Origin of the sequence: Mucilaginibacter sp. dw_454, assembly GCF_018449775.1 — a bacterium.
Taxonomy (GTDB): Bacteria; Bacteroidota; Bacteroidia; order Sphingobacteriales; family Sphingobacteriaceae; genus Mucilaginibacter.
Genome location: NZ_JAAVVB010000007.1, coordinates 21,296 through 44,965 on the forward strand (window position 1 = coordinate 21,296; position 23,670 = coordinate 44,965).

At 43.1% G+C, this 23,670-nt stretch carries 17 protein-coding genes; 9 read left to right on the top strand and 8 right to left on the bottom strand.

What is annotated here, in order from left to right; genetic code table 11:
* Nucleotides 1-13 precede the first annotated feature (13 nt).
* Entirely contained in the window at nt 14-3,178 is a 3,165-nt protein-coding gene (locus HB679_RS17950; protein ID WP_214073403.1) for a SusC/RagA family TonB-linked outer membrane protein, read from the bottom strand.
* Nucleotides 3,179-3,364: 186 nt separating this feature from the next.
* On the opposite strand from HB679_RS17950, the gene HB679_RS17955 reads away from it, so the two are divergent.
* The 4 genes from HB679_RS17955 (at nt 3,365) to HB679_RS17970 (ending at nt 9,520) form a co-directional block, all read left to right on the top strand.
* Nucleotides 3,365-3,697: a PadR family transcriptional regulator gene (locus HB679_RS17955; protein ID WP_214073404.1), complete on the top strand. Its 333-nt coding sequence runs from the start codon at nt 3,365-3,367 to the stop codon at nt 3,695-3,697.
* Nucleotides 3,698-3,722: 25 nt separating this feature from the next.
* On the top strand, nt 3,723-5,390 hold the full coding sequence (locus HB679_RS17960; RefSeq protein WP_214073405.1) for a PspC domain-containing protein: 1,668 nt from the start codon (nt 3,723-3,725) through the stop codon (nt 5,388-5,390).
* A 116-nt stretch (nt 5,391-5,506) separates the two neighbouring features.
* Nucleotides 5,507-6,841 carry a serine hydrolase gene (locus HB679_RS17965; RefSeq protein ID WP_214073406.1) on the top strand — a complete coding sequence of 445 codons (1,335 nt, stop codon included), beginning with the start codon at nt 5,507-5,509 and terminating at the stop codon, nt 6,839-6,841.
* A gap of 243 nt (nt 6,842-7,084) precedes the next feature.
* Entirely contained in the window at nt 7,085-9,520 is a 2,436-nt protein-coding gene (locus HB679_RS17970) for an outer membrane beta-barrel family protein (RefSeq protein WP_214073407.1), read from the top strand.
* A 117-nt stretch (nt 9,521-9,637) separates the two neighbouring features.
* Here the strand turns inward: HB679_RS17970 and HB679_RS17975 are convergent, their stop codons facing one another.
* On the bottom strand, nt 9,638-12,178 hold the full coding sequence (locus tag HB679_RS17975) for a M14 metallopeptidase family protein (RefSeq protein WP_214073408.1): 2,541 nt from the start codon (nt 12,176-12,178) through the stop codon (nt 9,638-9,640).
* A gap of 163 nt (nt 12,179-12,341) precedes the next feature.
* Here HB679_RS17975 and recQ point away from each other — a divergent pair, with 163 nt between their 5' ends.
* Both recQ and murF read left to right on the top strand, forming a co-directional pair.
* Nucleotides 12,342-14,501 (top strand): DNA helicase RecQ, encoded by a 2,160-nt coding sequence (recQ, locus tag HB679_RS17980; protein WP_214073409.1) that lies wholly within the window; start codon nt 12,342-12,344, stop codon nt 14,499-14,501.
* A gap of 114 nt (nt 14,502-14,615) precedes the next feature.
* On the top strand, nt 14,616-15,935 hold the full coding sequence (gene murF, locus HB679_RS17985; protein ID WP_214073410.1) for a UDP-N-acetylmuramoyl-tripeptide--D-alanyl-D-alanine ligase: 1,320 nt from the start codon (nt 14,616-14,618) through the stop codon (nt 15,933-15,935).
* Between the two features lie 175 nt (nt 15,936-16,110).
* Here murF and HB679_RS17990 read toward each other — a convergent pair whose 3' ends face one another.
* The 4 genes from HB679_RS17990 to HB679_RS18000 form a co-directional block, all read right to left on the bottom strand.
* Nucleotides 16,111-17,661, bottom strand: coding sequence for an Rne/Rng family ribonuclease (locus tag HB679_RS17990; protein WP_214073411.1), 1,551 nt, complete (start codon nt 17,659-17,661; stop codon nt 16,111-16,113).
* Nucleotides 17,662-17,789: 128 nt separating this feature from the next.
* Nucleotides 17,790-17,879, bottom strand: a complete 90-nt coding sequence (locus HB679_RS20665) for a hypothetical protein (protein WP_008506795.1) — start codon at nt 17,877-17,879, stop codon at nt 17,790-17,792.
* A 20-nt stretch (nt 17,880-17,899) separates the two neighbouring features.
* Entirely contained in the window at nt 17,900-18,757 is an 858-nt protein-coding gene (locus tag HB679_RS17995) for a tetratricopeptide repeat protein (protein ID WP_214073412.1), read from the bottom strand.
* A 6-nt stretch (nt 18,758-18,763) separates the two neighbouring features.
* A complete protein-coding gene (locus HB679_RS18000) occupies nt 18,764-19,063 on the bottom strand; it encodes an HU family DNA-binding protein (RefSeq protein ID WP_214073413.1) in 300 nt (99 codons plus the stop codon).
* 176 nt (nt 19,064-19,239) lie between these two features.
* Here HB679_RS18000 and mutY point away from each other — a divergent pair, with 176 nt between their 5' ends.
* The 3 genes from mutY (at nt 19,240) to HB679_RS18015 (ending at nt 22,415) form a co-directional block, all read left to right on the top strand.
* The gene (gene mutY, locus HB679_RS18005) at nt 19,240-20,283 is read left to right on the top strand and encodes an A/G-specific adenine glycosylase (protein ID WP_214073414.1); all 1,044 of its coding nucleotides are present in this window, start codon (nt 19,240-19,242) and stop codon (nt 20,281-20,283) included.
* Between the two features lie 35 nt (nt 20,284-20,318).
* Entirely contained in the window at nt 20,319-20,726 is a 408-nt protein-coding gene (locus tag HB679_RS18010; protein ID WP_214073415.1) for a single-stranded DNA-binding protein, read from the top strand.
* Nucleotides 20,727-20,882: 156 nt separating this feature from the next.
* Nucleotides 20,883-22,415, top strand: coding sequence for a serine hydrolase (locus HB679_RS18015; protein WP_214073416.1), 1,533 nt, complete (start codon nt 20,883-20,885; stop codon nt 22,413-22,415).
* Nucleotides 22,416-22,420: 5 nt separating this feature from the next.
* On the opposite strand, the gene HB679_RS18020 is transcribed toward HB679_RS18015, so the two are convergent.
* Nucleotides 22,421-23,011 (bottom strand): hypothetical protein, encoded by a 591-nt coding sequence (locus HB679_RS18020; RefSeq protein ID WP_214073417.1) that lies wholly within the window; start codon nt 23,009-23,011, stop codon nt 22,421-22,423.
* A gap of 148 nt (nt 23,012-23,159) precedes the next feature.
* On the bottom strand, nt 23,160-23,648 hold the full coding sequence (locus tag HB679_RS18025) for an FKBP-type peptidyl-prolyl cis-trans isomerase (RefSeq protein ID WP_214073418.1): 489 nt from the start codon (nt 23,646-23,648) through the stop codon (nt 23,160-23,162).
* Nucleotides 23,649-23,670: the final 22 nt, after the last annotated feature.

Below are 23,670 nucleotides of genomic sequence, written 5' to 3' on the forward strand. Positions count from 1 at the left end.
ATTAATTTTTTTATTAGAATGTAACCAAAAGATTAATACCGTAACGTTTGGTAGTTGGCGCAGCAGACAAGTCAATACCTTGTGTAGTACCGGCACCTATACTGTTAACCTCTGGGTCAAAATTTGAGTATTTAGGCATGCCCGGAGCGTAGAACCATAAGTTTCTGCCGGTTACACTAAGAGACAATGAACCAATAGGTAATTTTTGAATCCATTTTTTAGGCAGGTTATAACCTAAAGTAACTTCTCTTAAACGATAAACAGTAGCGTCATATACACTCCATTCAGAAGCTGCATTGATAGCAAAGGTTTCTGAGTTACCACCTGATGCAAAGTATAAATCGTTGGTAGTTACACGGGTAGTGTTTGGTACTTCTGCACCGTTAATTAAAATTGGCTGGCCAGTGTTTGGATCTCCATAAACACCAGGGATGATCCAGGTGTGCTGACGGTCCTGGGTATCTTTAGTTACACCACGACCCAACAATGAGTTGACGGTTTCTGAATAAAGATCGCCGCCGAAGGTTGCGTCAATTTGAGCCTCTAATGTAAAGCCTTTATATTTGAATACGTTGGTAATAGCACCTTTACCTTTAGGGTTAGGGTTACCAATCATCTGTTGTGTTGGAGCCTCTATCAGGTTACCATTGGTTGGGTTAATAACCAGGTTACCTTTAGAATCTCTGTAGTTAACAGTGCCATATAAAAAACCGTATGGTTTGCCTGCTTCACCGTAGGTGCCAATAGTAGTTAATACACCGGTACCTAAACCTAACAATTTAACCGCATCGGTGATTGCCACAACAGTATTTTGATTGTGTGAGAAGTTACCTGAGATAGCCCAGCTAAAATCTTTGGTTTTAATTGGCTTAAATGTTGCCTCAACCTCAAAACCTTTATTGCTTACTACACCTGCGTTTGTAACAAATGATCCAAAACCAGAAGCTGGAGCTGCAGGTACGGGAACAATCAGGTTAGTTGATTTTTTATCATAAATGGCAAGATCTAAATTAACACGGTCATTAAAGAAACTTAACTCTGTACCAACTTCAAACTCACGCGTAAACTCTGGCTGCAAGTTTAGGTTGGCATTTTGCGATGGAGTGCTTGCTGTTGGCTGACCCAAAAACGGATTGCCTAAACCAAAATAGTTACTGGTTTGATAAGGGCCGGTATCATTACCTACCCTTGCGTAACTGCCTCTTAATTTACCATAGTCAAACCAATCGTTTTTCAGATTGAATGCATCAGAGAATATAAATGAAAGCGATGCTGATGGATAGAAATAACTGCGGTTTTCAACCGGCAGTGTAGACGACCAGTCATTACGGCCGGTAGCGGTTAAGAATAAGTAGTCTTTATAACCAACGGTTAAATCACCTAACACACCCATAATTCTTTTTCTGTCGTAACCGTCAGCAAGAAATTGCTGTTGAACAGTATTGGTTAAGGTGTGTAAACCTTTGATGTTATAAATGTTACCATTTTCAACATTTTCGGTTTCTGTACGTTGGTTAAAGTTGAAACCTACGAAACCGTCAAAAGTAAAGTCAGCCGCTTTTTGTTGCTTCAAGCTGAACAAAGTAGTTGACTCGATTTCCGAATGGCGGTAAGCATCAAGTTTTAAACTTCCCAGGCCTTGAGCAGCTCTTGAACCAACTTCAATTACTTCTCTTCTGGCTAATTGGTCAATGTTAGTACCAATCTGGAATGATAAGTTGAACAATTTGGTTATATCATGATCCAATTTAATGTTGGCAATGAAACGCTCTTCGGCAGAATTGATGGTGTTATATTTTTCTGACCATCTTGGGTTATCAAACTGGCCACCACCGTTTGGTGTTAAGCTGTTACCAGCTGCGTCCTCAAATGGCAAACCTGCGATATCCCAGTTACGGGCAAGGTACAATGTACGTGCAAACTCTGAAGGGACGCCGTCTACCTGGTTTTCACCAAAGTAACCACCTGATTGAGTTGAACGGGTATAGCTTAAGTTTGAATGGATATTTAAGCCATTATCTAATTTAGCAGCGCCACCCAAGCCAATGCTTGAACGGTCAAAGCTTGAATTAGGAATATAGCCGTTGTTGTTTAACTGAGAAGCGGTTGCGTTTATTGACGCTTTTTCGTCGCCTGCAGAAATGTTAACCGAGTTTTCATAAACGTTACCTGTTCTGAACAAGTCTTTAACGTTGTTTGGAACGGCTTTGTAAGGAATAGTTGCGGCATTATTAAAATACGGCAAATAATCAGCCCAGGTAGGGATAGTGGCAATGTCGCCAAATTTAGGACCCCAAGAACCGTTTGAGTTTGAGTAACCAAACTGAGAACCGGCACCGTAAAGGTTTTGGTAATCTGGCAGGTTACTAACTGTCTCTGCAGAGTAAGAGGTTTTATAAGTTACCTCAAAGCCTTTGTGGCTACGTGAAGAGCTACCAGATTTTGTAGTAATAATAACCACACCGTTTGATGCACGAGAACCGTATAACGCAGCAGCACTGGCGCCTTTTTCAACGTTTATTGTTGCAATGTCGTTAGGGTCGATATTTGAGATACCGCTTGAGTAAGCGCCACCGCCACTAACCATGCTGGTTGTAGTAACCACATCATTTGAGTATGGCACACCGTCCACAACAATCAAAGGCTCATTTGAACCAACGAATGAAGTATTACCACGGATCTGAATACGTGTTGCAGCGCCCGGCGTACCGTTTGATGTGCGGATATCCACACCGGCAACTTTACCTTCCAACGCTTTCAACACATCAGGCTCAGATTTTTGAGTGATTTGCTCGTTAGTTACTTTGGATATGTTGTAAGCAAGTGATTTTGCCTGTCTTACAACACCAAATGTAGTTACAACCACCTCATTTAATTGCTTTGTGTCTTCTGATAAAGAAACGTTAATAACGCTTCTTTCACCCACAGGCACTTCCTGTGTTAAATAAGAAATAAATGAGAACACAAGTGTTGAGCCAGCCGGGACAGGAATGGAATACTTACCATTCACGTCCGTAGGCACACCGCCTGCATGTCCTTTGATTTTTACTGTTACTCCCGGAATGGGTAGGCCATCGTCTTTGGCTGTAACCGTACCAGTAACCGTACGGTTTTGTGCAAATACCTGTGTTACGCATAACACCAAGAAACACAAACTTACTAGTAGAAGTTTTTTCATGTTTGTTAATAATAAGATCAGTTAATAGTTAATTAATTATAAAAGTAGTGTAACGCCATTAAAATCGCAAATTATTTCATTAAAAAACCAAACTTTTTTTTTAGAAAAATGTAGCCTGAACATTTTTTTTTACTTTTTTAGTACTATGTATTGCATAATACAATCTTTTACATATATCTTTGTCATATGATAGCAGAAAACACACAAACACAAATGCGTAAGGGTATATTGGAGTACTGTATACTCTCTATCATCTCTCGCGATGAAACCTACGCCTCTGATATAATTGCCGAGCTTAAGAAGGCCCAACTACTTGTGGTTGAGGGCACTTTGTATCCTTTATTAACCCGTTTAAAAAACAACGGATTGCTTACTTATAATTGGGTTGAGTCAACCTCAGGGCCGCCACGCAAGTACTACGCCCTGTCTGACGAAGGCTTTAAAGTGCTTGAACAATTGGATAAAACATGGCATGAATTGGCTTTTGCCGTACAAACCGCCACTACAAAAAAGAAATAAACCAATCCCTCTAAAAAATCACATCATGAACAAAACAATCATTATAAACATAAATGGCACAGTCTTTCATATCGAAGAGGATGCCTACGAGATACTTAAAAGCTATATGACGGATGTAAAACGTCATTTTATGAACTCGGCCGACAGTCACGAGATTACCACCGATATCGAAAATCGAATTGCCGAAATGTTCTCTGAAATCTTAGCTGCCGAAGAAAAGCAGGTAATTGTTGAGCAGGATGTAAAAACTGTTGTAGAACAAATGGGCACCGTACAGGATTTTGAAAACGCCGAAAACGATGCGGAAGGCGCGCAAAGTAACTATACCTATAATAATAGCGGCACCCGCACTTTGTTTCGCGACCCTGACGATCATTTACTGGGTGGGGTTTGCGCGGGCCTGGCCAATTACTTTGGCACACAAACCATCTGGCTGCGTCTGGCATTTGCGTTTAGTGTTTTGTTTTTCGGGACTGGCCTGTTTCTATATATTATATTATGGATAGTTATACCTAAGGCAGTTACCCGTGCCGACCGTATGGCCATGAAGGGCGAAAAACTAAACCTGCAAGGGTTTAAAAATAACCTAGAAGAAGAATTAAGCGCCGTGCGCGATCATTTGACCAACCTGCACGCCGAGGCGCGGCCGATGATCTACAAATTCAGGGACTTTGTGACCGAGTTTGTTTACCTGCTTGGTAAGTTAATTAAAGGAGCCGGACATATCCTCATCAAACTAATAGGCATTGTTATATTAATTGCCTGCCTTGCCGGTACTATTGCATTGGTAGCCATGTTGGTAACGCTTGCTATCTGGACAGATCCGCACTCGCATTTGTTTCCGTACAGCGTCATGACCTACCAATATGCTAACCGTTTATACTACGCAGGCTTCTTTGCGGCCTTTATCCCGGTGCTATTTATTTTCCTGTTGACGTTGAAAGCGGTATTCAATACCCGAGGTATTGACAAGAGCGTAGGCTCAGTATTATTTGTGGCCTGGTTGTTTGCAGTAGGCGTAGTGGTATTCTATGGAACGCGCATTGCCGCCGGTTTCCGCTCTTCTGCCAGCTTTAACCAAACCGTTAGTTTGGCTACCCCATCTAAAAACATTTACTACCTAAAAATCAACGATGTAAAATATTTCACACACGATGACAGTACGCGTCTAAACATGAAGTCGACCTTTAAAGGGGTAGTAATTACTAACGAAAATACTTATGACGACTTCAGGGAGAACAACATGTCGCTCCACATTGAGAAAAGCGATGTAGCGCAACCAATATTGGTTGAGACTTTCCGCGCCAGGGGCAATGAATATGAAGATGCACTACTTAATGCACGAAACACCAAATACATTTTTACACAAACAGATACACTGCTAACATTTGATCGCTACTTACAACGATTAGAAGGCACACCATGGCGCGACCAGGAAATTGAATTAACATTAAAAGTACCGGTGAATGCCGTAGTAATGATTGACAGTAAAATGGGCGACTTTCTACGCGACGGCATAGATATCAATCAATGCCGCGATAAAAATAAAACACCCGATGCGCCAAATGCACCGTTTATTATGATGAACGAAGGGCTGACATGCAAGGTAGATACTTTGGTAGCGCCAGTGGCCAAAGTCGTGACTACTACAACGGTTACAGTAGATACTATAAAAGCTCCAAAGAAAAAATAGTAAAGGCGTTTGCTATTATAGGAAGGTGTATAAGTCTGCCGCTTTGCGGCGGGCTTATACCTGCCTTTTATTTAGATAATCTTCAAATAAAAGATTTAACTCAATCACCTAAGATCATGAAAAAAATATTTACTGTTTGCCTGCTAATTTTAGCAGCCGGGCATGCCATTGCTCAGGATTCTGCCAATTATAAAAAAATTGACCAGCTTATTTTAGTCTATAAAAATATAGGATGGTTTAATGGTTCGGCCCTGGTTACCAGGCAGGGGCAATTTATTTTAGACAAAGGCTACGGCTATCAGGATGTTGACAAAAGGATTGAAAACACACCGGCATCTGTTTATCAGATAGCTTCTATAACAAAAACCTTTACGTCGGCAGTGGTTTTAAAACTGGTGCAGCAGCATAAATTATCGCTCGAGGATAAATTGAGTAAATGGTATCCCGATTTCCCCAAAGCCGATCAGATCAAAATAAAGAATTTGTTGAGCCACACCTCTGGCATTTTTGACTATACCCATGGCGATGAAGGGCTTAAATTAAACACCGAACAAAAAATGATGGCGTTCTTAGCCAGACATCCGCTTGACTTTGAACCGGGGACCAACTGGAGCTATAGCAATTCGGGGTATTCTATTTTAGGATTTATTATAGCCAGGGTTACGCATACCCCTTATGAACAAGTGGTTAGAAAATACATTTTCAAGCCCGCTGGCATGACGCATAGTGGTTTTGACTTTGAGGGACTTCGGTTGCCACAAAAAGCCGTTGGGTATTCAATGCTAAGTGATACTTCACACGAGGTAGCCACACTTGCCGATTCGTCGATTGTATTTGCTGCAGGCGCCATTTATTCTACCACGCACGATTTGTATCAATGGCACAAAGCATTGCAGAACTACCAGGTTATCTCAAAAGCCTCAACAGAGCAGGCTACTACCCGTTTTAAAAAGAACTATGGCTTTGGGTGGATCATAGATTCGGTTTACAATAAAAAGATGGTTTACCATAGTGGTGGCATCTCCGGTTTTAGCAGCGTGTTTGTTCGAATTCCGGAGGATGATATTTGCATCGTCTTGTTAAATAATAAACCGGGTACTGAGTTAGAGGACCTGGCCCGGCAAATTCTGGCTATCATTTATAAGCAGCCTTATACCATCCCGCAGCAAAAAGTTGCCATTACGTTGCCCGACGCTATTCTGCAAAGCTATACCGGCAGGTACCAGATACCAGAGATACCTTTAACACTTGATGTCTCTGTGGAAAACGGTCAAATAAAAGCCCAATCTGTACCGGGACCAGGCTATTGGCTTACACCCGAAACAAACAACCGTTTCTTCTTACCGGACAGCACGGTAGAAGTTGAATTTAACGTTGACGGAGCAGGGAACGCCTCGATTGCTATAATTAAAGGCGATCAACGCAAGGTTGGTAAACGGATTTCTAAGTAAATAAATCAGCTGTGTTTTGGCTTCGCGATTCGAATAATTCAAAAAAATAAAAATAATCTGTAACCTATTTGCAGTTTCCTGCATCTTAATAACAAATAATTTGCCACGGCTTTAAACTATTGCTCTGACAAATAACCGGCAGGTCCGGTAATTAACAACAGTACATTTTAATTGATTATTTAAAAAAGAACGAAAAATCTTTTAGGGGAATACTATTGCCTTAAAAAAAACCGAAACACAACAATGAAAACAATCTCTACATATATATATTATACCCTGCTGCTTATGGCAGCAGGCTTTACTACCGCATTTGCTCAAGTAACCCAGCCGGGAACACACATTAGTGGTAAGCTGATAAACGAGAAAGGCGCAGCTGTTGACTATGCTACTGTAAGCTTACTTAAAAGCACCGACTCCACCGTTGTAAAAGGCACCTTAACCAACGACGCAGGTGCCTATGCTTTCGATAATATTAAGCCGGGCAGCTATATCATTAAAGCTACCAATGTGGGTTATGATAAAGCTTTCATAGCGCCTTTTATTATTACTGATAATAATGTGTTTGCAGCGCCCGATTTGAAAATGAACACCAGCGTTAAAGCGCTAAGCGCCGTTACCGTAACTGCCATTAAGCCGCTCATCGAGCGTAAGATAGACCGTACGGTAATGAATGTAGATGGTAGTATCCTGTCTACTGGTAATAACGCCATGGAAATTTTGGAGCGTGCGCCGGGAGTTACGGTTGATAAAGACGACAATATCAGCCTGAAAGGCAAACAGGGCGTTACCGTAATGATTAATGATAAATTGACTTACCTCTCATCGTCACAGCTGGCTACGCTGTTACGGTCTACCGATGGCTCAACTATTCAATCTATCGAGATCATTACTAATCCATCGGCTAAATATGATGCTGCAGGTAACTCGGGCATCATCAACATCAAAATCAAAAAAAACAAACAAAATGGTACTAATGGTAGCTTAACAGCGGCGGTATCGCATGCCAGCAGCTTCAGAAACAGCCAGAACCTAAACATCAACCATAAAGAAGGGAATTTAAATGTGTTTGGGTCTTTAAGCCATGGCGACTATCCAAGCAGCCGGGTTATAGATATCAATCGAAAAATAACTGAAGGGGATACTTATACCTACTTTACGCAGGAAACGCGCATGCCGCAAAAATTTCATTATAACGATTTTAGATTAGGCGCTGATTTAGATCTTAGTGAGAAAAACACCATTGGCTTTGTGGTAAGCGGCACCGCTAACAGCGAACATGATTTAAATTACAACCGCACTAATATCGGCTCAACGCCAAATACCGTCGATTCGGCCTTAAATACCAATTCTGATATACACCAAACTTTCAGAAATTTTGCGGCAAATTTGAATGATCGCTGGAAATTGGATACACTTGGCCAAACATTAAGCGTCGATCTGGATTATTCAAGATTTACCAACAATAGCGATGCCAGCTATGCTACCGATTATTTCTTGCCCGATGGAAGCATCCAGCATGCCCCTGAACTGTTGCGTAACCAAACACCGTCTGTTATTGATATTCGCTCTGCCAAAATTGATTATGCCAAACCTATAAGTAAGTCTGTGAAGTTTGAGGCCGGCGCAAAATTTTCGGATGTAAAAACAGATAACGATCTGCGTGCCCAAATATATAATGGTGCCGGTTTTGTCAATGATACTACCCGTTCAAATCGTTTTATTTATACCGAAAAAATAACAGCAGGTTATTTGAACCTGAATAAGCAATACAAAAGCGGTTCTGTACAACTGGGTTTACGTGCCGAGTATACACAATCAAACGGTAACCTAATTGGCAGCACACCGGTTGACAGGAGTTACTTAAACTTTTTCCCAAGTGTTTTTGTGAACCAGACTTTGGATAGCAAGAATGAGATGACATTTTCTTACAGCCGCCGCATTGACCGCCCTAATTACAGCCAATTAAATCCGTTTGTGTATTACCTGGATCCATATACTTTTTCAGAGGGCAACTCGTTTTTGAAACCGCAATACACCAATAATTTTGAATTGGGTTATGTATACAATAAAACCATTGATGTTAGCCTGGGCTATAGCCACACTACCGATGTTAATATGGAGATCATACTGACACAAGGTAACAAAAGCTTCCAGACCAACCTTAACCTGGCCAATCAAACAAATTATAACATAAACATATTTGCACCCTATACTATTGCCAAATGGTGGACCGGCAGCGCCAACTTCAATGGCTTTCACGGAACATTAAAAGCCGATAACATTAATGGGGGTAACATAGATAACCAAAGCACTGCTTTTGTGTTCAAGACCACGCAAACCTTTATATTTGGTACTGTTAAGGGCGAAACCTCATTAAACTATGAGTCGCCGGTTACTTATGGTATTTATGATATACATGCGCGTAAAGGCATTGACGCGGCCGTAAGCAAAACTTTTGACGACAAAAAATTCAATGTTAAGTTTGGTGTGGATGACGTATTTAACATGCGCCGCAATGATATAGATAGTTATGAGCTTGGTAATAACTTCAATATCCGCCAAAAAGGAGATAGCCGGGTATACAGGATAACCGCCACTTACAATTTTGGCAACAGCAAGATCAAGCACCATGATCACCGCACCGGGGCCGAGGAGGAAAGTGGAAGAGCCGGGCATTAGGCAGCCCCTCCCAAACCCTCCCCGGTAGGGAGGGCTTTTTATTTTACTAGTCTTAAATCATAATTAAAGTTTCCCCTACCGGGGGAGATTTAGAGGGGGCTGGGGCCAGGTGGCGAGCTATTGCGTCACCATAAACACTGCATTAGCAAACAGCAGCTTGCCATTCTCCCAAAAATTACGGAACAGCGGATCGTCCACCATATATACTACCGAGCCTCGGCCCATGGGTTGTACGCCCAAAAGCAGGCCTTCTTTAACCCGGTTCAAACTCTTTTCGCCAACAAAACCAGATACATAGCCGTCCTTTTTAACGGTGCCCACGTTCCAGTCGCCATCATCCATCAGCTTATAAATGTCGTCGCTTAACTTCAGGGTATAGTAATAGTTAGGGAAACCAAAGCCCAGCGGATGTGTATTGTCTAAATTGATTTTATAAATAGCGCCCGGTATGGTACTTTCAATTGCACTGCGGTTGCGGTCGGCATATAGTTTTGCTGATGGTTTGATCTTAGTTGAATCAATATCTTTTTTCTTGATGTCGAACCCTTTCTTGCCGTCCAGTTGGGCAACTGCGCCCTGCAGGGCTATTAGCTTACCGCCATCATTGATCCAGGTTTGCAGTTTGTCTGAAGGGAAATTATCATAGTTACCATCAGGGAAAATAATAACGTCAAAATCGCCAAGTTTAGCCCGGCCCATATCCTGGTAATTAACCAGCGTAACCGGGTATTTGATCTGCTGCTCAAAAAATTGCCAGATCTCGCCCAGGTTTGCCGACGAAGTACTCTCGCCGCTAACCAGCATTACCTTTGGTGCTTTCAAATAATGCACCGACCCCGAACCCAGATCAACCCCTTTATCTACAAAACCGGTAGAGAGTGCTGTTAACTGTCTGTCAACCTCAGCGGCAGCACTGCTTACATCAGTATCAAAGGTTTTATCATCGTCGTTACCGGCACGGGCTACAATGAGTGACCCTGCGCCGAATGGCTTTCCGGCTGCTTCAAACGGTGTTTCGGCATAGCGTACCTTGATATCTTTTTTTAATAGCGATGCCATATAGCGCACATCGCTAATAGATTGCCACGCGGACACATAAGCATATGGGTGCTCAATTGCCGGGCTTTGCGCCGGAGGCGGCGTTAAGGTAACATCGGTAATCGTTGTCTTCTGATCTGCCTTAAGCGATTCTTTTACGCCATAGGTTTTCAATCCGTATACATAAGGTAATGACCAGGCAGTAATATCGTAAGTGTTTGAGTCGGCTATGAAAGTTTTAGGCTCCATGAGCACATGCATCAATACCGATTTAGGTTGATAGGCGCTGACCACCAGGTCAGCAGGCTCAACATCAAAAGCTTCATTCTTTTTGGTGATGTAGTTATAGCCTGTGGCGTGCGCCTTTATGCCATACCGGGCCTGGATGCTGTTGCGGCTAAACAAGTCGGTAAGCGCGGTTAGTTTATCCTGATTATCATTTTTAATGACATAGGTTTTATATTCGCCGGTTGGGTTGCTGCGGCTATTGTCGTAATACTTTTTAAACTCTTCGATAGCCCGGCTTGCATTGGCCGATGCTGTTTCGATAGTACTTAAGCTATTACTGTGATGATGTGCGATACGTTCTTTTAATGTCAGTACATCGCCGGTATTTGTAGTAACGGCCAGGCCTGCACCTATGCCGCCCTGCTCATAGGTCATGCCGATAGAGCCGTTGTAAATGGGGTAAGTATCGCCATAGGATGGATACAGCAAATCGAATTCCTCTTTAGTAAAATACAGCCAGCCATTCTTATCAAAGTATTTAGCGTTGTTTTTACCGATGGTGGTTTGAAACTCTTTTTGCCAGCCGGTAATATCTTTATGAAAAGGTTCGGCAGCGGGCGCAAAATAGTAAGGAGAGTTATAGCCCTGCTCATGAAAATCTACATGCACCTGTGGCAGCCACATATTGTAATAACCTACCCTGGCTTGCGATTCTTTTTGCGTTTGCCAGGCCCAGTCGCGGTTTAAATCAAAGTAGTAGTGATTAACACGTCCGCCCGGCCATGGTTCCGAATGTTCGCGCGAGGCGGGGTTAGGGTCGGCATCGGCGCCCTTCATCGATTTATAGAAGTTAACATAACGCTCGCGGCCGTCAGGGTTCAGGCATGGGTCTATAGCTACTACCGTGTTTTTAAGCCAGGCTTTGGTGGCGCTATTGGCAGGGTTTACCAGATCATACAATGTTTGCATAGCGGCTTCGCTGGATGCCGGTTCATTACCATGCACATTATAACTTAGCCAGACAATAACGGGGGCATTGGCTGTACTGCCTTGCGTTGCCGGCTGTGTAGATGGAGCAAATGAACCGCTTTGGTTGATACCAGCCAGCGCCAGGTTGTTTTTGCGGATGTCTTCAAGGCGGCCAATATTTTCGTCGGAAGCAATAAAAGCTACCATCAGCGGGCGATCTTCATTGGTAGAGCCGTAGTTTACCAGCTTTACGTTTTTTGACGCAGCGGCTATGTATTTAAAATATTCGACAATACGATAGTGAGCGGTATACTGCGAACCCAGCTCGTACCCCAAAAACTCGGCAGGCGATTGAATTTTTTGAGCGATAGCGGACGCCGCACAAACACAGCCAATAAATAAGATCAGTAATTTTTTATGCATACAATTGTGAAGATAATAATTTTATGAACGAAACCGTAGAGACGCAATATTTTGCGTCTTAAATATGCAGGCGAAGACGCAAAATATTGCGTCTCTACGAATCAAATCTGAACATCATTCAAAAAATCTGCACATTTGCATATCTGCACATTTGCACATTAATATGACTCCAACCCAGGCCCTGCAAAAATATTTTGGATACAGCGAGTTCCGCCACGAGCAGGAAGCCATTATCAATACCGTGCTTAACGGCTGCGATGTTATGGCGCTGATGCCTACCGGCGGTGGTAAATCTTTGTGTTATCAATTGCCGGCGGTGCTGATGAATGGGTTGACCATTGTTATCTCTCCACTAATTGCACTGATGAAGGACCAGGTGGATGCCTTGAACGTCGCCGGAATTCCCGCGGCATTCTTAAATTCGTCGCAAAGCGCCGGCGAGCAGAACGAGGTTATCGCGCAGCTAAACCGAAATCACATTAAACTACTTTATCTCGCTCCTGAGCGCTTATTCGGCTCGGGCAATAAGTTAGTCGGCTTTCTGCGCTCGCTGCCCGTACCGGTAGCGCAAATAGCCATAGACGAGGCGCATTGTATCTCGCACTGGGGCCATGATTTTCGCCCGGAGTATTTAATGCTGGCAGGATTGAAAGATCATTTCCCCAACATCCCGGTGATAGCCTTAACCGCTACAGCTGATAAGCTGACCCGCAAGGATATCCTCGAAAAATTAAACTTGAAGAAGCCGGCGATATTTGTATCGTCATTTAACCGGGCAAACATCACTTATAGGGTTAATTCAAAGCGTAACAGCTTTGACCAATTACTTGATTTTTTAGGCGAGCGACGGGATGAATCGGGCATTATATACTGCCTGTCGCGTAAATCAACAGAAACACTGGCCGAAAACCTGCGTGCGCAAGGTTATGCTGCCGATGCTTATCATGCAGGCCTTGATCATGCCACCAAAGCCAAAAACCAGGAGGCTTTTCTGCGCGATGATGTAAAGATCATTGTAGCAACCATCGCGTTTGGCATGGGCATCAATAAATCAAACGTGCGCTGGGTGGTGCATATGGATCTGCCTAAAAACATTGAGGGTTATTACCAGGAAACCGGGCGCGCGGGGCGCGACGGGCTGGCATCATCTGCCCTGCTGTTCTACTCGCCCGGCGATGTGATTAAGCTCAAAGGCTTTGTAGCCATTGATGGCGACCAGGAACAAACGCAGGTCATGCTCGCCAAGCTGGACGATATGGCCAGATATTGCCAGTTACCTACCTGCCGCCGCAAGTATTTGTTGAATTATTTTGATGAAGCAGCGCCCGACCATTGTGGATCATGCGATGTTTGTTTGAGCGAGATCACCAAGTTTGACGGGACATTGATTGCCCAAAAAGCGCTGTCGGCAGTATTTCGTCTAAAAGAGCGTTTTGGAACCGGTTATGTGATTGACTTTTTACGCGGATCGAAAAATGAAAAGATCCGCGAAGAGCATAAAGAATTAAAGACCTACGGCGTAGGTAAAGATATCAGTAAACCCGACTGGCAGCGTTATTTGCGTGAGCTGGTGGCGCTGGGCCTCCTGCAATTTTCGGAAGGCGAATACCCGGTGCTTAAACTCACCGGCAAAAGCGAAGCCGTATTGAAAGGGCTGGAAAAGGTGGAGCTTATTGCTACCCAAACTATGGAAAGCCAGGCTGTGGAAGAATTGCCGTTTGAAAACGATCTGCTCAGCATCCTCAAAACCATCCGCCGCGATATTGCTGTGCTGGAAAATGTGCCGGCTTACGTGATCCTTTCGGATGCTACTTTAGTGGAGATGGCAACCTATCTGCCGCAAAACCTGAATGAACTGCGACTGATCTCGGGCTTTGGCGATGTTAAACTGGCGCGCTATGGCCGCGAGTTTTTACTGCCGATAAGTACTTTTGCTGCCGAGCGTGGCTTAACATCAAAGATCGTTTTAAAAAGCAGGAAACGTGAACGTAAACCAAGAGCAGAAAGAGCACCTTCTGCCCCGAGAAGCAATGATACCCGTCGGGAAAGTTTAACGCTCTATCAGCGCGATAAAAGTATTGCAGAAATAGCACATGAGCGTGGTTTGACCGTGTCGACGGTAGAAAGTCATTTAAGCTATTTTGTGGGTAGCGGCGAGCTGGATGTATTTGAAATGGTAACCGGAGATAAGATGGACACCATTAAAGAAGCCATTGAAAACTACGGAGCAGAGCGGTTAGCGCCGCTAAAAGAAGTGCTTGGCCCTGATTTTACTTACGGCGAAATTAAAGCCGTAATAGCCTGGATGAACAGAAATGAATAATTTTGGTTAATAGACGAAAATAACTGTCATTGCGAGCGTAGCGTGGCAATCGCGAATATTGCATCCTTGCGATTGCTTCGTCATTCTTCCTCGCAATGACAAAAAGGGAAAACAATGACCACAACCAAACAACTTTACCAACTTTACCTGCAACAGCAGATCATCACTACCGACACCCGGAAGATAGCGCCCGGCAGCATATTTTTTGCGCTTAAAGGCGACAAGTTCGACGCCAATACTTTCGCGCAGCAAGCGCTGGAAGCCGGTGCTGCTTACGCCGTGATTGATAACCCGCAATACCAGGTTAATGATCAATGCTTATTGGTTGCTGATGTGCTGACTACCCTGCAGGACCTTGCCCGCCATCATCGCAGGCAACTCACTATACCGGTTGTTGGGCTTACGGGTACTAATGGTAAGACTACTACTAAAGAGCTGATTAATGCCGTGCTCTCACAACATTTCTGCACGGTGGCTACACAGGGCAATTTGAATAATCATATCGGCGTGCCTTTGACTGTTCTCGGTATTACCAAAGCGCATGAAGTTGCAGTTATTGAAATGGGCGCTAATCACGTAAAAGAGATTGAACTACTTTGCAGCATTTCGCAACCGACACATGGGCTTATCACCAATGTTGGCAAAGCACATCTGGAAGGTTTTGGTAGTATTGAAGGCGTTAAAATTGCCAAAGGCGAGTTGTATGATTTTCTAAGCGCGCATAATGGCGTAGCTTTCATCAATAGCAATAATCCTATCCTGATGTCTATGCAAGGTTCGCGGAAGTTCAGTACCCGTCCCGTTTTTTATGGCGATCAGTTAGACGACCTGGTAAGCGGCGAGATCACCGAGAACGCACCATTGCTTTCACTCAGCTGGACCAACAACACAATCGGCGATACCTATGCAGTTAAAACACAATTAACCGGCGCTTATAACCTCGACAATATTTTAGCAGCTATCAGCATCGGCTTATACTTTAAAATGCCTGCTACCGAAATCAATGCCGGTATAGCAGGTTATCAACCAAAAAACAACCGTTCGCAGGTGGTACAAACGGCAACGAATACGCTCATCTGCGATTACTACAATGCCAACCCCAGCAGCATGGCTGTGGCTATAGAGAACATTGGCAAAATAACAGCCACGCGCAAGGTTTTAATTTTAGGCGATATGTTTGAAATGGGCGCCGAAGCCGCTGCCGAACATAAAGGCATCATTGAAAAAGCATTAGCAACCCCGGTGGATGAACGCATTTTTATTGGTAAAGAGTTTGCCGCCCAAAAAGCCATCGCAGAAGGCAAAACCGCTGCATTTTATGGGACAGCTGAGGATGCTATTGCCGCTTTAAAAGCTAATCCTATTAAAAACTCGACGATACTGATCAAAGGGTCGCGCGGTATGGCCCTGGAGCGATTGGTGGAATTGTTTTAGGGCTGCGATAATAGCGCGCTGTCATGCTGAGCCTGTCGAAGCATAAGCGGCAAAGGCCTGCGCTCGCCCTTCGACGTGCCCAGAGTGACACCCATTTTGTTATTATAATTTCTTCTAAACGAAAAAGAGCCGCTACATCCTGTAGCGGCTCTTTCCGTTCATCGTATTTCTACTATTACAATTTAATCTCTTCGTCTTTTGATGAGAAAAAGCGGAACTCGGTTATTTGATAGGCCGGGTTGCTTTTTACTTTGATCCATTGTCCGTATTTAAAGAACCATTTCATCTGGCGGGTAATAAAACCCTGGCGGATGTAGGCCTCAATATACGGATGCACACAAAGGGTAATGCCTTTTTCGTTTTGCTCGGTAATTACATAGTTAAAGTTATTCTCGATATCGTCCAGTAATAAAATACTTGGGCGAATGGTGCCGGTGCCGTGGCAGGCCGGGCAAACCTCGGTAGTAACTATGTTCATTTCGGGCCTTACACGCTGGCGGGTAATTTGTACCAGCCCAAATTTGCTTGGAGGCAAAATGGTGTGTTTAGCACGGTCGAGCGCCATTTCGGCACGCAGGTAATCAAACAGCTCTTTACGATTAGTTGGCTTGTGCATATCGATAAAATCGATCACCACAATACCGCCCATATCGCGTAAACGCAGCTGGCGGGCAATTTCTTTTGCCGCTTCGCGATTTACCTGGTAAGCGTTTTCTTCCTGGTTTTCTTTATTGGCAGTACGGTTACCGCTGTTAACGTCGACAACGTGCAGGGCCTCGGTATGCTCAATTACCAGGTAGGCACCGCCTGCCAGGTTAACTGTTTTACCAAAAGCGCCTTTGATTTGTTTGTCAACACCAAAGTGTTCAAACAGCGGCTCCTTGTGTTTGTGCAAACGCACAATGCTCTCCAAATCCGGAGAAATGTCTCTTACATATTGTTTAACCTCTTCATACAGTGTATTATCGTTTAGATAAATACTCTGAAAATCAGGGTTCAATATGTCACGAAGAATGGTTGAAGTGCGTCCAATCTCACCTAAAACTTTCTTACCCGGCTCTACCGATGGCAGGCGGGTCATAAAGGCTTCCCATTTTGATATCAGGTCAAGCAGGTCTTTTTGCATTTCTGCAACACCCTTGCCTTCTGACACCGTACGAATGATAACACCAAAGTTTTTGGGCTTAATGCTTTCTACAATTTTGCGCAGGCGGGTACGCTCTGTATTACTCTTTATCTTTTTAGATATCGATATAACATCAGAGAATGGTACCAGAACAACGTACCTTCCGGCTATAGACAGGTCTGAACTTAAGCGGGGGCCTTTTGTTGATATTGGCTCCTTAGCTATTTGTACAGGTATAAGCTGATTCTTGGTTAATATCTCAGAGATCTTTCCTCCCTTGCTAATATCTTCCTCGAGCTTAAAGTTATCTAAAAGCTTAGATTGGTAACTTCCACCACGCACTTGCTTGGCCAGTTTAAGCATGGTTTGCACCTGCGGACCAAGATCAAGATAATGCAAAAACGCATCCTTCTCATAACCTACATCAACAAAAGCTGCATTTAACCCGGGCATGATCTTTTTGATACGGCCCAGGTAAATATCACCAACAGTATAATTGTTGCTGATTTGCTCTTTATGTAGCTCTACAAGTTGTTTATCCTGTAATAATGCAATAGTAGCCCCGTTGGGGGATGAATCGATAATTAATTCTTTTATCAACTGCTACTCCATTTCTTTAACGGTAGCCCGGCATATAACCGGGACCGAATTTCTTACTATAGGGGTAAAAAACAATACTGTACTCGCCCTATAATGGCGAAAGAAAATAAGGTGCTAAAAAGCAGAGCTTATTTCTTTTTGTGTCTGTTTTTTCTCAAACGCTTTTTACGTTTGTGGGTAGCCATTTTGTGTCTTTTACGTTTTTTACCGCTCGGCATAATGATAATTTTTTAAATGATTAATTTTTTAATTCCTTGATATATTGGTCGATACGCTGCCCGAAAACCGGGTTAGGCATCATTTGCTTGCATTTTTCGTAAGCTGCAATAGCTTCTGGTTTCTGGCCCAGCTGTTTATACGTCTCTGCCAGATAAAAGTAAGACTCAAAGTCAGGTTTCTTTGCAATTACTGTTTTGAAACGCTGTATCGCTTTGTCAAACTGACCAGATTTCATCGAGAACAAACCCAAATTAAGGTTTGCGTTAACGTTATCCGGATCTTTTGCAACCACCTCTCGCAACAAAGCAATACCCTGCATAGGGCTTGCTCCGCCATTTACATAAGCCACGCCTAAACCTGTTTTTGCATCAAGGTTTTCTGGTTTAAGCTTGGTTGCATTTGTAAATGCCTCAACCGCGCCTGTAATAAAGGCCGGCGTCAGCGCGGTGTCCTGCGTTATTTTAAATGCATCATTAAAACGGTTGCCCGCCATTAACCAGGCATCAAAGCTGTTGTTACTTTTAGCAACAGCCGTATAATAAAAAGCTGCCGGCGCAGGCTGATCTACATCATCCCAGGCAGCAGCTAATTGTTTGTTAAGCGATAGCTTTTCAACGTCGCCCGATGCTTTGTTTAACTGATTCTCTAAACCTTCAATCTTAACTGTTAATGAAGCGCCTATGGCGGTCTTGGCAGGTGCAGATACGGTTTCGACAGTTACGTTACTTGTAGAAGCCGCTTTGGCTGCTGCTTGCGGAGCAGCCTGAGCGGTATCATGTGTTTGGCTCGGCTTTACGATGCCTTTTAACGGCAATGAATACAAATAGCCCATAACGGCCACTACGGCCACTGCTACGACTATTTGTTTTTTATTCATGACTGCTTATTTAACTTTAGCTGTTTTGTTACCAGTTTTTACTTTCTCAACAAAAGTTTTAGCCGGCTTAAAGCTTGGCACAAAGTGCTCAGGTATAATTATTGCAGTGTTTTTTGAAATGTTACGGGCAGTTTTTTTAGCTCTCTTTTTAACAACAAAACTTCCAAAACCTCTTACGTATACATTCTCGCCACCAACCATTGAGTTTTTAATAACCTTAAAAAACGCCTCAACTGTTTCCTGTACATCTACCTTCTCAATTCCAGTTTTAGATGAGATTTCAGTTATAATTTCTGCTTTAGTCATATCTGATTTTCCTTAATTTATTTGTAATTACTTAACTTATTTGGGGTTGCAAAAGTATTGCTTTATTACGAAAGATTGAAATAATCGGTGGTTTTTTTTTCGCCAGAGCAAAAACTACTACATAAACCTTACAATTGCCATTCAATTAACCACTTAATACGCTAATATTGTATGTTATGAATTTTTCTGATGAGCTTGTAAATTGGTACGCCCAAAACAAGCGCGACCTGCCCTGGCGACACACTACCGACGCGTATATTATATGGCTATCTGAAATCATTTTGCAGCAAACCCGCGTAGAACAAGGCCTGCCTTATTTTTATCGCTTTGCCGAAAAATATCCTACCGTTTCTGATTTTGCCGCCGCGGATGAAAACGAGATCCTGAAACTGTGGCAGGGACTGGGTTATTATTCGCGTGGGCGCAATATGTTAAAGACAGCCCTGATGGTGAAGGAACTGTATGGCGGCAAGTTTCCCAATAAGTATGATGACCTGATCAAACTAAAAGGCGTTGGCGAATATACCGCCGCCGCCATTGCTTCTTTTTCTTCAAACGAGGCCAAGGCTGTGGTTGATGGAAATGTATACCGCGTGCTGGCCAGATATCTTGGAATCTTTGAACCCATCAACAGCACATCGGGCAAAAAACTATTCCAAACTGCGGCAAACGATTTTCTTAATAAGAAAATTCCAGCCTTACATAACCAGGCCATGATGGAATTTGGTGCCATGCTCTGTAAACCCAAAAATCCGGCCTGCGGCATATGCCCTGTACGTACCGGATGTTATGCTTTTACACACAATGCAACCACTTCGCTACCGGTTAAACTCAAGACAATCAAGGTAAAACAGCGTTTCTTCAATTATTTCCTTTTCGTTGACAACAACCGCATCCTGATGAACAAGCGCGACGAACGAGATATTTGGGCAAACATGTATGATTTGCCCATGATCGAGACCGAATCATTACTGCCGATAAATGATTTACTTACTCATCCTGAACCAGTTAACTTGTTTGGTAACGACCTGCAAATTGCAGCAGTATCCAACGTAAAAAAACACGTACTCACTCACCAGCAGCTTTTTATCAGGTTTATCACCATAGTTAAACAACCTATAAGAATAAAGCCAAACTGGGTTTTCATAAAAGTAGAAAATCTGCAATCCCTTCCACTCCCGAAAGTAATTTTTATATTTTTAGATAATTTTTTAAATTAGAAATAAACATGTAATTTAGCGGGACAATTTGAACTATGTCTGGAATTAACAAAGTAATACTGGTTGGTCATTTAGGAAAAGACCCCGAAGTTCGCCAGTTAGAGGGTGGTATATCTGTCGCTAGTTTTCCCCTGGCTACGTCAGAAACCTTTAACAAAGACGGCAAAAAGGTGGAGCAAACCGAGTGGCATAACATTGTACTATGGCGTAGCCTGGCAGATGTAGCTGCTAAATTTCTTCAAAAAGGCAAGCTGGTTTACATTGAGGGTAAATTGCGTACCCGGTCGTTCGAGGACAAAGAGGGTGTTAAAAAATATACTACTGAGGTTGTGGCCGAAAACTTTACCATGCTGGGCCGAAAAACCGATTTTGAATCTGATTCATTCCAGCGAACAAAAGGAGCTGACGAAATGACTTCGGATCTGGACGATATTAATTTTTGATTTTCCCCAATTATATAAACCATAATTAAATTAAACCCGAAGCCGTCCGCCATCCAGGCGGATGGCTTTTTTATTTGCTTAAAACACACAATGCACCGCTTCAATTTTACGTTAAAGTAGTACTTTAGCCTACCTGTTAGCTTAATTTAAATCCGGATGAAAAAATTTCTTATTTATACACTGTTCAGTTTCTTGTTGATTAATGTTACCCGCGCCCAGACTGTCGATAGAACATCGTTTATCAGAGACAGTATGGATGTGTACGTTAATCGCGCGTTAACCAATTGGCGTATCCCGGGCGTAGCAGTTTGTATTATTAAGGATAACAATATAGTGCTGATGAAAGGCTATGGCATCAAAGAGCTGGGCCTGCCCGAGAAAGTGGACGAGAATACACTTTTTATGATTGGCAGTAATACCAAAGCTTTCACTGCTACCGCCATGGCCATGCTGCAGGAGCAAAAAAAACTATCGCTTGATGATAATGTAAGCAAATACCTGCCTTGGTTTAAGCTGGAGAACAAAGAAGCCGGCGACCAGGTGATCATCCGCGACCTGCTTAGCCACAGACTGGGTTTTAAGACCTTCCAGGGCGACTTTACTTTTTATAACAGCGACTTATCGCGCCAGCAAGTTATGGAGAAACTGGGGCAGATGAAGGCCACCTATCCGTTCAGGACCAAGTGGGGTTATACCAACTCTGCTTTTTTAACTGCTGGCGAGATCATACCGAAAGTAAGCGGCAAAAGCTGGGAGGCTTATTTGAAGGACAACATTTTTGCGCCGCTGGGCATGACCAATACCCTGGCGCTTACCGCAGACATGCCGCATTCGTTTGATCGTACGGTGCCGCATACTTTGATTGACGAACGCCTGAGCGCCGTGCCTTATGGCCAGCTGGATAACATGGCTCCGGCCATGAGTATATGCTCATCTGTAAGTGATATGGCTAAGTGGGTGTTTGCACAATTGAATAACGGCAAAGTTGGTTCAAGGCAGGTAATCCCCGAAGCGGCTATCCTGGCTACGCGCCAACCACAAGACTACGTAGGCAGCGTGCACCATGTTAATGGCGAAACCAATTATGAGTTATACGGCATGGGTTGGTTTTTGCAGGATTATGCAGGGCATCGTATTGTTATGCATGATGGCGGCGTAACCGGCTACGTTTCGTCGGTAACACTGGTGCCGCAGGACCACCTTGGCATTATTATCCTGACTAACACCGACGAAAATTCATTTTATGAAGCCCTGCGTTGGGAAATTATGGATGCTTACTTTAAACTGCCTTATCAAAACTACAGCGATAAATATTTAAGCGCTTATAAAAGCAATGCGGCTGCCGAGCAAAAAGTGATTAAAAAATTACGAGACTCGGTATTGCTTAACCTACAACCGGCCCAGCCTGCAGCAGCTTATATAGGCCGGTATCATAATGACCTATATGGTGATATGACCATTACCCAGGGCGAGGGCAATAACCTGGAGGCGCGCTTTGAGCATCATCCTAAAATGTATGTGAAAATGCAGCCCTTGGGCGGTAATCGTTTCTTTGCCGCATTCTCAGACCCCATTTATGGCAGAACGGTGTTTCCGTTCACCTTCCAAAACGGGCGGATAACAAGCGCTAAAATAAAAGTGGCCGACTTCGTTGAAGCCGACCCCTATGATTTTAAAAAAGTTAATTAATAAATTTATTGGATGGTGTTAAAGTGAGAGCTTCTCACGGGTCCACCTGTGCCAGTACTTACAGAGCCAAGCGCATAATTAGGGTTACTTGGCGTACCCGCATATTTAACCAGGTTACCGTCGTTTTGTAAAATCCAAAAATAAGTATTAGGAGAACAAGGACAAGAACCGGGAATATTTGCATCCCAGTATTTAGTAACGCCGCCGATGCCTTTCCATTCATTTATATCTCCAGTTAATGCAAACACAACCCAAAAAGCATCGGTCGCTTGCGGACCGCTGGCCCAATAAGCCGTTCCGGTGTTGTTGCACAATACCAAATTACCGTCAGTTTGGTAATTCAAATTAAATTCTCCGTTAGTTGATCGTAAAACAGTGGTTCCTGGCGTATATGTACTATATCCTGACAATGCATTACCAGGCGCGAAAAATGGAATACCTAAATTAATCTGTTCTTTTAAGCCGGCTTCATGCTCCATTTTTGCTCTGGCGACAAGATTTCTCTTACCAACAACAGGACTTAAATTAGAGAATGAGTTTTTGCTGAATGCTACGATGGCCAATACAGCGGCCAACACAATTAGACGTGTTTTCATGTGATAAAGATTTTGGTTAAAATTCGATGCGAATGTAACAAAATCTTTATTAACTATAAATTAAATCTATTTTTTTAAAATTGAACCATCTAAATTAATTCATTATGATGATCAACTTAATTAATAGAATGAAAGAGAAGTCGTCTAATTAATTTGTAAAGCCTAGCAAGGTTACGTGATAAATTAAGCAACTGTTAGGTGCAATACTGCCGGTAGAGGAACCTGTCGGGCCAAAAGCCAAAGCAGAAGGAACATACATGGTGATGGTTCCGCCTTTGCCAATAAATGGCAAGCCGATTACAAACGCTTTAAGATCAATTAACGGCAATGAAAAGTAATAACTGGTTTGCGTTTCAACAACCACGTCGTCTAAAGAATAAGCCTTATAACTAACTACAACATTTGATGATGCCGTTGGGTGCGGCGTTGTACCGGCAGTATCAATATGGTAATAAAGACCCGATGGATCTTTGGTTACATTGGTAATTGAATTCAGCGTAAAATAACTCTGTATCGCCTGATCGTCTAGTTTTGCTTGTGCAGTTGCATCAAACGGGGCCTGTACTGTTTTTCTGCATGATGAGAAAACGGCCACCATAGCTCCTACACAAAGTATTAGTAATAAATATTTTTTCATTTTTATATTTTTCTTTAACTCA

Bases quoted from the DNA above. Each gene is read 5' to 3' on its own strand.
- HB679_RS17950 (WP_214073403.1), bottom strand. From the start codon at position 3,178: ATGAAAAAACTTCTACTAGTAAGTTTGTGTTTCTTGGTGTTATGCGTA.
- HB679_RS17955 (WP_214073404.1), top strand. From the start codon at position 3,365: ATGATAGCAGAAAACACACAAACACAAATGCGTAAGGGTATATTGGAG.
- HB679_RS17960 (WP_214073405.1), top strand. From the start codon at position 3,723: ATGAACAAAACAATCATTATAAACATAAATGGCACAGTCTTTCATATC.
- HB679_RS17965 (WP_214073406.1), top strand. From the start codon at position 5,507: ATGAAAAAAATATTTACTGTTTGCCTGCTAATTTTAGCAGCCGGGCAT.
- HB679_RS17970 (WP_214073407.1), top strand. From the start codon at position 7,085: ATGAAAACAATCTCTACATATATATATTATACCCTGCTGCTTATGGCA.
- HB679_RS17975 (WP_214073408.1), bottom strand. From the start codon at position 12,178: ATGCATAAAAAATTACTGATCTTATTTATTGGCTGTGTTTGTGCGGCG.
- recQ (WP_214073409.1), top strand. From the start codon at position 12,342: ATGACTCCAACCCAGGCCCTGCAAAAATATTTTGGATACAGCGAGTTC.
- murF (WP_214073410.1), top strand. From the start codon at position 14,616: ATGACCACAACCAAACAACTTTACCAACTTTACCTGCAACAGCAGATC.
- HB679_RS20665 (WP_008506795.1), bottom strand. From the start codon at position 17,879: ATGCCGAGCGGTAAAAAACGTAAAAGACACAAAATGGCTACCCACAAA.
- HB679_RS17995 (WP_214073412.1), bottom strand. From the start codon at position 18,757: ATGAATAAAAAACAAATAGTCGTAGCAGTGGCCGTAGTGGCCGTTATG.
- HB679_RS18000 (WP_214073413.1), bottom strand. From the start codon at position 19,063: ATGACTAAAGCAGAAATTATAACTGAAATCTCATCTAAAACTGGAATT.
- mutY (WP_214073414.1), top strand. From the start codon at position 19,240: ATGAATTTTTCTGATGAGCTTGTAAATTGGTACGCCCAAAACAAGCGC.
- HB679_RS18010 (WP_214073415.1), top strand. From the start codon at position 20,319: ATGTCTGGAATTAACAAAGTAATACTGGTTGGTCATTTAGGAAAAGAC.
- HB679_RS18015 (WP_214073416.1), top strand. From the start codon at position 20,883: ATGAAAAAATTTCTTATTTATACACTGTTCAGTTTCTTGTTGATTAAT.
- HB679_RS18020 (WP_214073417.1), bottom strand. From the start codon at position 23,011: ATGAAAACACGTCTAATTGTGTTGGCCGCTGTATTGGCCATCGTAGCA.
- HB679_RS18025 (WP_214073418.1), bottom strand. From the start codon at position 23,648: ATGAAAAAATATTTATTACTAATACTTTGTGTAGGAGCTATGGTGGCC.